The sequence below is a fragment of the Lysinibacillus sp. A4 genome (assembly GCF_024919535.1).
Lineage (GTDB): Bacteria > Bacillota > Bacilli > Bacillales_A > Planococcaceae > Lysinibacillus > Lysinibacillus capsici.
The window spans coordinates 105,536-117,871 of record NZ_JANWTB010000005.1 but is presented as its reverse complement, the minus strand read 5'-3'; the positions used below and the strand labels follow the sequence as shown (position 1 = coordinate 117,871).

Here is a 12,336-nt window from a genome sequence, read left to right as displayed (position 1 = left end):
AGAAGTTTGCCGCCTTTTTACCATTAAACTGCTGGAATTCGAACGATTACTTTAAATAAATCGCCATCTACATCAATGCTCATTCTTGCTCCATGTAAATCGACAATGGATTGTGCAATGGCTAATCCAAGCCCTGAGCCCTCTGTATGACGTGAGGCATCTGCACGTTTAAAGCGTTCAAATAATTCCTCAGCATCTTCACTAATTTCATACTTTGCTACATTTTTCACCGTAAATTCAGCATCGCCATCTGCCGTACGCTTAAATGTCACATAAACACGCGTTCCCTCTAGCGCATACTTCAAAACATTGACAATTAAATTATCAATAAGTCTCCACCATTTTTGACCATCCACATATGCAAAGATTGGATCATGAGGCATGGTCATTCGTAAATCTAGTTGTGACTGCGTTAAATCCTCTTTATGCTCCCCTACAGCTTGTTGGATAAGCTGTGTTAAATCTACTCGACTGCGGTGAAGTTCAATATTACCACTAGCCATTTTCGATACTTCAAAAAGGTCTTCAATCAGCACTTTTAAACGTTCAGACTTTTTATCCAGTATATGGATGTATTGTTTCCGTTCTTCCTCTGTAATATTTGGCTTCTTCAGTAAATCGGTATACGTAATTATAGAGGTTAAAGGAGTACGTAAATCATGACTCACATTTGTAATCAGCTCTGTTTTTAACCGCTCACTTTTCGCCTGCTCATGCATGGACGTACGCACACCTTCTCGTAAATGATTGAGGTTTTCTGCATGACCTGAAAGCGGAGATTTACCTTTTACCTTTACATCACGATTTAAACGTCCTTCAGCCATATCCTTCGTATCTTTCATAATACGGTTTAAATAACCCATTCTTGATAGGAAAACAATCATAGCAGGAAATCCTATAAACATACAAATGCCAAGTACAAGGACTGGAAAAGCTCCGCCTCCTATCATGGTAGCAACAAGGCTACCACCTCCAAAGAAGGCTGCGGCTAGCATTACAATTGAATGTAATGCTATCGAACGATTAATAAATAAGTCAGTCAACGAATCCCCAAGTGACCATAAATAGCTCGATTTCACATTTTCCTCTAGCTTATTCAAAGTATTTACTCTTGTATACAACCAAATTAATTGCACGAAGAAAGCACTACCAATTACCATTAAAACAAGTATTTTAAAGCCAATATCGAGTATAAAACGGACATAATTATAATTATAAACAGAATTATATTCAATAGATTCAAAAACAACCTGGGCTGAAATGAAATACATAAGGCTCGTTATTAACAAAAGAATAATTTGTACATCGATTTTATACTTTGTTAAAAGATCTTTTTCCTTCATACTCGTAACTATCTGTAATAAGTCTTTACGCCCCCTCCATACAAAGACGGCCATTAAAATACTTGTGAGCCAAATAAAGTAATGAGTATATTGATTGCGTTGAAACTGTTGAAATTGTTGATACCCTCCCTGTATAACATCTTCTGACATTGCTGCTTTTTTTGAAATAGCTATTACACCTGTATATTCAGCTGTTTCGTAAAGATCATCTACATTTACGTATGTTTCGGTATTGTAAAAAATATCTCTTAAATTCTCACTGATATTCCATGCATATAGCGGTTTTCGATCAGTATACTTAATTTTATAGGCACTACTTTCGGTAACATCACCTGCACGGTACGTTTTACCAGTTTCTGTATTAGTCAACTCATAAGACCAATAGTCATAGTTTTTTCCAAAGTTTTTGGATTCACCTTTTGCTGCTTTAATATATTTATCAATGAGGGCTTCCTTTTCAGCAAGAATCTTTTTTCTTACATGCTCATCATCTTCAAAATTTGCTGTAATATCTTTAATTTTATTATCACGTTCAGACACTAGCTTTGTCTTTAATTCTGTTGCATTGGCATCTATAGCTTCCTGAATACGTTGTTCGTATTGTGCCTTAATATTATCGATTTGCTGTCCTAATGTCCCATAATAATTACGATGATCTTCTATTTCAGTTTGAGTAATCTCAATTTTATTTTTCAATTCCTCTGCATTTGGTACATTAATTACTAACGGTCCTAGTTCTGCTGTGAAATTATCGATTTCATGTTGGAAATTTTCCGAATCAAAATATGATTTACCAATATACTGATAGCCCACATTATAAAAAGTAAAGACTCCGAAAATTGTCCAGATTAAACACATTAATACGAGAAGAGATTTCCATTTTTTTATCATCCCTTTTTACACTCCTCTAAAAAATTCTTTCTAACAATTGTAAAACCTCTGAGGAGCGAGAATCGACGATTTGATAGGCATAAATTCCAAAATAGATAAGCCCAATAACACCTGCAATAAATCCAGCAATAGTCATATACTTCTCTAATTTATTTTTCCATTTTATAGCCAACGCCCCATACCACCTTTAGATAGCGTGGATTTTTCGGATCAGCTTCAATTTTCTCACGTATTTTCCGAATGTGAACAGCTACAATATTTTCAGCATTATAAGCTTCCTCATTCCAAACACGTTCATAAATTTCACGAATCGAAAACACACGCCCTGCATTTTTCATTAATAGTTCTGTAATTTTATATTCTATCGGGGTTAGTCGAACTGGTTCTCCTTCTAGTACAACCTCTTTTGCCTCTTCATCAAGAATAAGTCCGTCTATTTCCACTTTTGTAGCTCCCTCACTATACGTTCCTAGCTGAACATAACGGCGCAGCTGAGATTTTACACGTGCCAACAGCTCTAATGGATGAAATGGCTTTGTTACATAATCATCTGCTCCAACCGATAATCCATGAATCTTATCGCCATCCTCCGCCTTTGCACTCAGCATGATAATGGGAATATTGCGCTCTTCCCTAATTTTAAAGGTTGCTGTAATTCCATCCATATTTGGCATCATGATATCTAAAATTATTAAATGTACTTCATTGTTCTCTAGCTTTTTTAATGCATCTAAGCCATCTGCTGCTTTAATGACATGATAGCCTTCATTTTTTAAATAGATTTCAATACCATCACGAATATCTTGATCGTCATCTGTAACAAGAACTGTTAATTTCGTCATGATATACACCTCGCTCTCAAATATAAGTGTATCTTTTAAATCTTAAAAACCAGCTATTATAAAAATGAAGAATTTCTTAAGGTTTTAGCTTTTTTCTCCCACCCAATGTTAAAACAACAATGCCACCTAAAAGCATCGCTACTCCAAGCCAGGAAACTATACTTAAGTGTTCTCCAATTAAAAACACACCAAGAATTGCAGCAGTCAATGGTTCAGCTAATGAAAGTGTTACAGCTGTGGATGAACTAATTTTTTGTAGTCCTCTTAAAAACAGGAAATACGCTACGCTTGTACACATAATCCCCATAAATAACATTGTCCATAAGTTGTGCGCATTTACTAACCAGGAAAATCCACCTTGTATAGAAAACGGCAGTAAAAACAAAGCGCAAATGGAGAATGTCATAGCAACTGCGGGTAACGCTTCTTCTTGTGCCATTAATTTTTTACTTATGTTTGTGTAAAATGCAAAGGATAAACCTGCACAAAGCGCTAATGTGAATCCGCCAACGTGAACAGACTCCTCTCCATTATTCATAAACAATAAAAGACATCCGATAATGGCCATCAATGTAGCAAGTCCCCATACTGCTGTGGGACGTGTTTTCCATACTAGCCACTCTAATACACCAGAAAACACTGGTGCACTACCAATAGTAGCAACAGTTCCAATGGCTATACCTGTTAGACGAATTGATGAGAAGAAAAGACCTTGGAAAAACGCAATACTAGCCGCAGCTAAAATTGTCCATTTCCATGACCACCTTAAAAAATTAATTTTCCTCATTATAATCGTAATAGCTAATAATAAACTGCCACCAATTGCAGAACGAATCGTGGCTACAGCTATTGGAGATACCTCTTCATCCAAATATGTCTGGGCAGTACCTGTCATTCCCCATAGAATAGCTGCTAGTAATACAAACAATGAATTTAACATTTTTCAGCTCATCCCCGCTTCACATCTTTCTCCATACTAATCATACATATTTATCCAAAATCAAACAATTATCATTTTTACTTTTCTTTTAATTCCAATAGTATGTTTTCTCATGAATGGACGTTATAATAAAAACAGTAAAAGGAGCGAATCGTATGTACAAATCAATTGAAGAGACAGCTATTGATCTTGGTATGCCTGAGGATCAACTAATGCGTCTAATTTACGAAGGACGCATCCGTTCTGTTTACGATGGCCAACAAATTTTAATCAATAGTGGACAATTCAGCACTTATTTTAAACAATTGGAACGTATAAAAGAGGAAATTGAAATTTGGCGTGCTACTCCTATTCCAGAGGACATAGACGTCAAAGATGAAGACTAAAAGCCCACCATTCATACAATTGAACATTGTTGAATGGCGGGCCTTTTTTAAAGCTTTTATTAGATTGTCACAACAAATCCTGCTCTTTTCCCAATGATTTCAGCATAATCTTCTACCATGACACTCGCTGTTGGATACATCCCTGCTCCAGGACCGATTAATGTTAATGTACCAATATAGTTAGTCTCTAATGCCACCGCATTGAACACATCATCGACTGGATAAAGTGGATGCTCTTTATCAACTAGTTGAGGACCTACTTTTGCAATAATCTTACCGTCAGCTAGTTTTTCCACTTCAGCAACATGGCGGTAACGAAGACCCTTTTCACATGCTTCATGAACTTGTTCAGCAGAGATACTATCGATCCCAATTACCTCTACATCTGACCAGTCAGGCTGCTCACCAAAAGCTAAGGCACTTAATATCATTAATTTTTTAAATGCATCCTGCCCAGATATATCATTATATGGATCTGCTTCGGCATAACCTAAGCCTTGTGCCTCTTTTAAAGCTGTTTCGAACGACCAGCCCTGTGCACGCATTTTTGTTAAAATATAATTACATGTGCCATTTAAGACACCTTGTATACGACTTACATCATTTACAAGTAAGATATTTTTCATTGTTTTTATAACAGGTACGCCACCAGCGGTAGTAGCCTCATAGCCTACAAAAACGCCATTAGCTTTTGCAAGATCCTGCAACTCCAAGCCTCGTTTGGCAAACATCACTTTATTGGCAGTAATAACATGACATTTATGTTCCACCGCTCGCTTTAAATAACTGTATGCAGGTTCTTCGTTCACAATTGCTTCAAACACTACCTGCATACCTGGCTCTGCTAAGACTTCATCCATACTTGTTGTCATTAAATGTGCTGTACCTGGTACACGTTCACGACTAGCATCTGTCACTAAAATCTTCGCTACCTCTAATTCAATACCTAATTTATTTTTTAGCTCTTCTCGTTTTTCATTTAAAATATGGTAAATCCCCTGACCTACCGTTCCAAATCCTAAAATCGCTGCCTTTATAGTTGCCATTCTTGTTATTCCCTCCAACTTACATTCCGCAGTTTCATTAAAGCTAATTTTCCATGGGGTTGTGTCATGACAATTTGACACCCACCGCAGTCTTTAGCCAACAACTCTCTTTGTATGAGTTTCGCTATTTCTATATGTGTTAGGATACATACAAATTCAAATAATTCAAAATTTAACTTAAAGAAAATTGTAACGCAAATACACGCTTTGCACAAGAAAAATCTTTCTAGGAAGGACATTTGTTTTCTCTAGATGTGCAAAAGAAATCGGTTTCATTCCCTTTATTATACGTTTTATTAATCAATCTATAAGATTTGAACAAATATTGACTATTTACATTTCAATATATGAATGTCTTTCTTCTATTATATATATGTATGCTCAGACACTCATAACAATCCCTTTAAAGAAAAAACTCATTCCCTGTAGCAGCAGAGAATGAGCTTAAAAATATGAGGGGGTTTTAACTTGCTTTTGAAAGCAATTGATAACGATATTGTGCTAAAGCTTGTTGAACAAGACTAATCTCTTCTTCTGTAAAATTTGGTATTGCATACGTACGTTCCACTAATTGAAATGTACCATACTTCAAGTAAAACTCTGTCGCAGGAAGTGAGATATGGCTCACACCGTACTGTTCATATGCCTCAAATACTTCCTTTACAGTAAAGTCCTTTTCAGTAAAAACATGTTCTTGAAATGCTGTATGACCAAATACTTCCTGCCATTTTCTTTCGACTGATGTAAGAAGGTGTTGAATGGATTTATTGTTGACAAATACATGCCCTTCATTTAGCTCATATATTAGATAGGATACAATGTTTTGCGCACTATAGATGTTACCCATTTTAAACACTCCTTTATCATCAGTTTTTGGGAAGAGTAGTCACTGGCTAGGCAACTACTCTTCTATATATTCAAAAGTGGGGGAGCACTTATGAAACATTTACCTTTTTTAAAAAAATTTTCGTACTGTTAACTTATTTCCTAGTATATAACATGGATTTAAAAAAGTCAATAATACATATAAAATTACTTGGTATTATTTTTTATAAGGTTCTGATAATTAACGGGTGCAGTAATAGATTGATGTAGCAACGTTTAACGCATTACCAAATGAGGCTAATCGAATGAGAAAATACGTTAACGTCACAACATCTTACCATTTGCTTTAAACTTTAAACTTTAAGCTTCTACTGTTTGTTCAGTTGTTGTAGCCTGTGTAATGGCTTGATCTAAATCAGCAATAATATCCTCTACTGCCTCTAAACCGATGGATAAGCGAATGAGCGACTCGGTTACACCAGCTTGAACTAATTCGTCTGCTGATAGTTGCTGATGAGTAGTGGAAGCTGGATGAATAATTAATGACTTTGCATCACCTACATTTGCTACATGTGAAAATAATTTCACGCTATCAATAAGCTTTCGCCCAGCTTCTCGTCCACCCTTTATGCCAAATGTAAGCACTGAACCGAAGCCATTTCTTAAATATTTTTTTGCTAACTCATGTGTCGGAAAATCTTCTAGGCCATTATAATTTACATACTCCACAGATGGGTGGTTTTGTAAATACTCAGCCACTGCCAATGCATTTTCATTGTGTTTAGGGATACGCAGATGAAGCGTTTCTAACCCTTGCAATAAATTAAAAGCAGCATCAGCACTTAATGTTGGACCAAAATCACGTAATAATTGTACACGTAGCTTTGTAGCAAAGGCAGCAGAAGCTGTATCAATTCCATAACGTAGACCATGGTAAGAGGCATCTGGTTCAGTAAAACCAGGGAATCGACCGCTAGTCCAATCAAACTTACCAGCGTCTACAACAACGCCCCCTAAAGTTGTACCATGACCTCCTATCCATTTAGTTGCTGAATGAACTACAACATCTGCGCCGTATTCAATAGGTGTAGAACCGTAAGGAGAAGCGAACGTGCTGTCAATAATTAATGGTAGACCATTATCATGTGCAATTTTAGCTACTGCCTCAATATCTAAAACCTTTAAACTTGGATTACCATAAACCTCTGCAAAGACAGCTTTTGTTTTATCAGTAATCGCTGCTTTGAAATTCTCTGGGTTTGTTTCATCTACAAAAATTGTTTTAATACCATAGTTTGGCAATGTGTTAGCAAATAAATTATACGTACCACCATATAAAGAACTAGCTGCTACTATCTCATCACCAGCTCCAGCTAGATTTAAAATGGAAAATGCGATAGCTGCTGCACCAGATGAAAGTGCTACTGCTGCTGTTCCACCTTCCAATAAAGCCACACGTTTTTCAAACACATCAACTGTTGGGTTGGTAATTCGTGTGTAAATGTTCCCTGCTTCCTCTAAGGCAAAAAGACGTTGCGCATGAGCAGTGTCTTTAAATACGAAAGCAGTTGAGCGATAGACTGGAACTGTGCGAGAACCCGTCACTGGGTCTGGCTCTTGACCACCATGCAACAGCAATGTTTCTGGTTTAAAATTTGTCATTGTGTACCTCCAAATGGTTATTTTTTTACGATGGTACCGGAGATGAGGAGGATTTTTCTGTAGAAAACAAAAACCCTCTTCAGCTAAGAAGAGGGTTGCGGTTGCAAGTTTTCCTCCCCTTATCTGCCAGATCCAAGTAAGAATCTGTAGGAATTAGCACCTTAGTAAGCTCATTGCTTACTGGTTGCCGGGCATCATAGGGCCTATCCCTCCGCCGCTCTTGATAAGAGTATGAGATTCAATTTCCATCGTTGTTACACAGTATAAACATAGAGTTTTTTTCTGTCAACATGTAAATTTTATTTTTTCCGAAACTTCTGTCTGCTCTTATACGTAATATGAACGCATACACTATTTTAGAAAAAATTTTGAGAGGAGTATTTTTATGGTAAAAGCCGTGATCATTTTTCTTATGATTGGCTATTTAATAGGCTGTATTCACGGCTCTAAAGTAGCCCAATTTTTATCGGGGGTTGATTTAAAAAAGGCTGGCCACGGTAATGCTGGTGCCTCTAATGCTACTCTTTCCCTCGGCTGGAAATATGGCGTTTTAGTAGCCCTCATCGATATAGGGAAAGGCGTTGTGGCTATTATAGGTGCACATTTTTATCTAGCGGACGCCATTCATTTAACAGAAGAACAGATTTGGCTGCTTACTTATATTATGGCTGCTGGGGTTATTTTAGGTCATAATTTCCCATTCTACATGGGCTTCAACGGCGGGAAAGGAACGGCCTCCATCATTGGTATTTTACTTGCTGTTGATTGGAAGATTGGTTTATTTGCACTTATTTTATTTGTTATTTTATCCTTTGCAACAAATTATTTAATTGTTGGTGTGCTAGAATTTTATCTCGTGTTTTGTACAGCAACTTATTTATGGATTCCTGGCATTGGTCCAACCATTATAGCTCTTTTTCTTTTTGGCATAGCCATCATCCTGCATCTTGAAAATATTAAACGATTAGTCAATGGCACAGAGCCTAAAGTAACTTCTGCCTTTAAGAAAAAGAAATAATATTTTATGGATATTTTTGTATTTTTTGTGACCATGTATTTTCTCTTTATCTACTCATATTGCTGTAAAAAACACCATTTTCACATAGATTTTTATCTACAATAAAATACATATATTCTTATCTTAATAAAACATTATACAGGCCGATGTTATGGATAATAATCGTCATTTTTATCGTAGAAAGGATGAGGAAATATGTCTTCACCAAAGCAAGCAGCTACAAAACTTAATTTAAAGCCACTATGGATTGGCTTGGCATTCGCGTTACTTATCATTATTACCTTTTTACCTAATAATGGTGATTTACCTATAGCTGGACAACGAGCTCTAGCCATTTTAGCTTTTGCAGTCATCCTTTGGGTTACAGAGGCCGTTTCATATCCTGTAAGCTCGGCCATGATCATTGCACTAGTAACTGTATTACTAGGACTCGCTCCGTCAATGGATGATCCAACTACAGAGCTAGGAACAGCTAGCGCATTAAAATTATCTTTAAGTGGCTTTAGTAATTCTGCCGTTGCTTTAGTAGCAGCAGCTCTTTTTCTAGCGGCAGCAATGCAAATTACTAATCTACATAAACGACTTGCTCTTTGGATTCTTTCACTGGTGGGAACGAAAACAAAAGCTATCGTATTTGGCGCTATTTTAGTCTCTATCGTCCTCGCATTTTTTGTACCCTCTGCTACAGCACGAGCTGGCGCGGTAGTACCGATATTGCTTGGAATGGTTGCAGCGTTTGGTTTACCACGTGATAGTCGGCTTGCTGCCTTGTTAGTTATTACTTCAGTACAAGCCGTTTCCATTTGGAATATCGGTATTAAGACTGCAGCAGCTCAAAATATGGTGGCCTTAAACTTTATCCAAGAGCAATTTAACGTGGATATTTCATGGGGTGCTTGGCTACTTTATGCCGCCCCCTTCTCAATTATTATGTCTATCTTTTTATTTTTCATTATGATTGCTTTAATTAAACCTGAGACTAGCAATATCGAAGGTGGTAAAGAGGTCATCAAAAAACAGCTTGCAGAGCTGGGCCCATTAAAGGCTCCTGAAATTCGTTTAATCATTACATCCGTAGTTTTACTATTTTTCTGGGCAACTGAAGGAAAGCTACATCCATTCGATACGACAACAGTCACAATTATTGCTATCGCTATTCTATTAATGCCCAAAATCGGTGTGTATTCATGGAAGGAAGTTGAGCCCCATATTCCATGGGGGACAATTATCGTCTTTGCGGTAGGTATTATGTTAGGAACCATTTTACTGAATACGCAAGGTGCTGCATGGTTATCAGATAAAGTTTTCGGTTCACTTGGGCTAGATACTATGCCTTTACTAGCAACCATTGCACTCGTAACTTTATTTAACATTTTGATTCATTTAGGCTTTGCAAGCGCAACTAGCTTAGCCTCAGCACTTATACCTGTGTTTATCGTTTTAGCCTCCACATTAACAGCTAATGTTGATCAAGTTGGTTTTGTTATTGTGCAACAATTCGTCATAAGCTTTGGCTTCCTATTACCAATTAGTGCACCACAAAACATGCTTGCCTATGGTACAGGTTCCTTTACAACAAAGGATTTCTTGAAATCTGGGATTCCATTAACCATTATCGGTTTCCTTCTCATACTTTTGTTCTCTGCAACTTATTGGAAATGGATTGGATTATTATAAGACTTTCATTAAATTAAAACGTAAAAGCCTTGAAGAAACAGACTATCTGTCCTTCAAGGCTTTTAATTTAATACTATTGTTTCGTAAAAGCAGGGTCCTTCATCGTACCGTTTTTCGCATAATTAACGTGCCATGATAGTGCTTTTTCTAGGTCATGTGGAGTGTGATGTCCACCCGTTGCCTCATTGGCATCATTAAAGTACTGCCACAGTTGCTCCCTGTAATCAGGATGTGCACAATTATCAATGATAAGTCCCACTCGTTCTTTTGGAGCAAGTCCTCGTAAATCTGCTACGCCCTGTTCAGTTACAATGACATCAACATCATGCTCCGTATGATCCACATGTGAGACCATTGGGACAATACTCGAAATATCTCCACCCTTAGCATAAGACTTTGTCACGAAAATTCCTAAACGTGCATTACGAGCAAAGTCACCAGACCCTCCGATACCATTCATCATCTTTGTACCAGAAACGTGTGTGGAATTCACATTGCCGTAAATATCTAATTCCAATGCCGTATTCACTGAAATTAATCCGAGTCGACGAATAATTTCAGGCTGATTTGAAATTTCTTGAGGGCGCAGCACTAATTTATCAGCATATTTTTCAAAATTCCCATAAACACGGTTTCCTACTTGCTCAGAAAGGGTAATAGAAGTTGCAGATGCAAAATTCACTTTCCCTGCATCCATTAATTCAAATACTGCATCCTGGAGAACTTCAGAATAAACTTCTAAGTTCTCAAACTCAGAGTCTTTAAAGCCTAGCAATACAGCATTTGCTACTGAACCTACACCAGATTGAATTGGTCGCAAACTTGTAGTTAAGCGACCTACTTTAATCTCTTCACGTAGGAAATTTAATAAGTGATTAGCCATAACATCTGTCTCTTCATCCGCAGGGACAATTGTTGATGGCGCATCTAATATATCCGAAATGACGATGCCTTTTACTTTATCTAAATCTAGTGGAATTCCAATTATACCAAGACGATCAGAAACATTCTGTAAAGGAATTGGATCACGTTTTCCTTGTTGTGCAGGTACATAAATATCATGTATACCCTCTAATGCATCAAGCTGTGCTACGTTTAATTCAATGATGACTTGGTCTGCTTCTTGCACAAAAATAGGAGAGTTACCAACTGATGTTGTAGGAATTAATAAGCCTTCTTCTGTAATAGCAGCAGCTTCAATGATCGCAAAATCAATTGGTCCAATAATACCTTGACGAACAAGCTCAGCATTATGGGAAAGATGGGCATCGACAAATGTGATATCACCACTATTGATTTTATTACGAATACCAGAATCTGCTTGGAAAGGACCGCGCTTACGAATGACCCCTGCTTCCGCTAAATATTGGTCTACCTCAGGTCCAAGTGATGCACCTGTAAAGACATCTACTTGAAAATCCTCTTTTTTTGCTTTTTCTACAAGTGCAAGAGGTACAACCTTAACATCGCCAGCACGTGTGAATCCGCTCATCCCTAATACCATGCCATCCTTAATCCAAGAAGCTGCTTCTTCTGCTGTTACAACCTTGCTTCGTAATTGTTCATGACGAAGCTTTTTCGCTAACTTTTCTTCCATTCCCTATTCCTCCATTCCACTTTATTTTTGTTCAACTTGCATATTTGGTTCCAGTAAATCTGTGACATCCGTCAGAGAGTGTATCTTTATTCCAGAAGGATCTCATCAC

General features: G+C 37.2%; 11 protein-coding genes and 1 riboswitch. Of the genes, 3 read left to right on the top strand and 8 right to left on the bottom strand.

The genetic code is table 11. The features are described 5' to 3' along the window. Positions 1-23: 23 nt before the first annotated feature. The 4 genes from NY607_RS11715 to NY607_RS11700 form a co-directional block, all read right to left on the bottom strand. The gene (locus tag NY607_RS11715) at positions 24-2,234 is read right to left on the bottom strand and encodes a sensor histidine kinase (RefSeq protein ID WP_054549073.1); all 2,211 of its coding nucleotides are present in this window, start codon (positions 2,232-2,234) and stop codon (positions 24-26) included. A 16-nt stretch (positions 2,235-2,250) separates the two neighbouring features. Next, positions 2,251-2,406 (bottom strand): hypothetical protein, encoded by a 156-nt coding sequence (locus NY607_RS11710; protein ID WP_155483369.1) that lies wholly within the window; start codon positions 2,404-2,406, stop codon positions 2,251-2,253. Further along, the gene (locus tag NY607_RS11705) at positions 2,384-3,076 is read right to left on the bottom strand and encodes a response regulator transcription factor (RefSeq protein ID WP_048393287.1); all 693 of its coding nucleotides are present in this window, start codon (positions 3,074-3,076) and stop codon (positions 2,384-2,386) included. Before NY607_RS11705 ends, NY607_RS11710 begins: the two co-directional genes overlap by 23 nt. A 76-nt stretch (positions 3,077-3,152) precedes the next feature. Further along, on the bottom strand, positions 3,153-4,016 hold the full coding sequence (locus NY607_RS11700) for a DMT family transporter (RefSeq protein WP_054549072.1): 864 nt from the start codon (positions 4,014-4,016) through the stop codon (positions 3,153-3,155). Between the two features lie 155 nt (positions 4,017-4,171). Between NY607_RS11700 and NY607_RS11695 the strand changes: the two genes are divergently transcribed. Beyond that, a complete protein-coding gene (locus tag NY607_RS11695) occupies positions 4,172-4,402 on the top strand; it encodes a MerR family transcriptional regulator (RefSeq protein WP_259419728.1) in 231 nt (76 codons plus the stop codon). A gap of 59 nt (positions 4,403-4,461) precedes the next feature. Here the strand turns inward: NY607_RS11695 and NY607_RS11690 are convergent, their stop codons facing one another. From NY607_RS11690 to NY607_RS11680, 3 genes are all read right to left on the bottom strand, one after another. Continuing rightward, complete coding sequence (locus tag NY607_RS11690) at positions 4,462-5,448, bottom strand: homoserine dehydrogenase (protein WP_066038433.1); 987 nt, start codon at positions 5,446-5,448, stop codon at positions 4,462-4,464. 463 nt (positions 5,449-5,911) lie between these two features. Next, positions 5,912-6,295 carry a hypothetical protein gene (locus NY607_RS11685; protein WP_048393282.1) on the bottom strand — a complete coding sequence of 128 codons (384 nt, stop codon included), beginning with the start codon at positions 6,293-6,295 and terminating at the stop codon, positions 5,912-5,914. 338 nt (positions 6,296-6,633) lie between these two features. Then, positions 6,634-7,935: an O-acetylhomoserine aminocarboxypropyltransferase/cysteine synthase family protein gene (locus NY607_RS11680; protein ID WP_054549070.1), complete on the bottom strand. Its 1,302-nt coding sequence runs from the start codon at positions 7,933-7,935 to the stop codon at positions 6,634-6,636. A gap of 116 nt (positions 7,936-8,051) precedes the next feature. After that, positions 8,052-8,165, bottom strand: a riboswitch (SAM riboswitch). A 155-nt stretch (positions 8,166-8,320) separates the two neighbouring features. Here NY607_RS11680 and NY607_RS11675 point away from each other — a divergent pair. Both NY607_RS11675 and NY607_RS11670 read left to right on the top strand, forming a co-directional pair. Continuing rightward, positions 8,321-8,953: a glycerol-3-phosphate acyltransferase gene (locus NY607_RS11675; protein ID WP_131520686.1), complete on the top strand. Its 633-nt coding sequence runs from the start codon at positions 8,321-8,323 to the stop codon at positions 8,951-8,953. A gap of 195 nt (positions 8,954-9,148) precedes the next feature. After that, positions 9,149-10,630: a DASS family sodium-coupled anion symporter gene (locus NY607_RS11670; RefSeq protein WP_131520685.1), complete on the top strand. Its 1,482-nt coding sequence runs from the start codon at positions 9,149-9,151 to the stop codon at positions 10,628-10,630. 73 nt (positions 10,631-10,703) lie between these two features. On the opposite strand, the gene scpC is transcribed toward NY607_RS11670, so the two are convergent. Further along, the gene (gene scpC / locus NY607_RS11665) at positions 10,704-12,227 is read right to left on the bottom strand and encodes a succinyl-CoA:acetate CoA-transferase ScpC (RefSeq protein WP_259419727.1); all 1,524 of its coding nucleotides are present in this window, start codon (positions 12,225-12,227) and stop codon (positions 10,704-10,706) included. Positions 12,228-12,336: the final 109 nt, after the last annotated feature.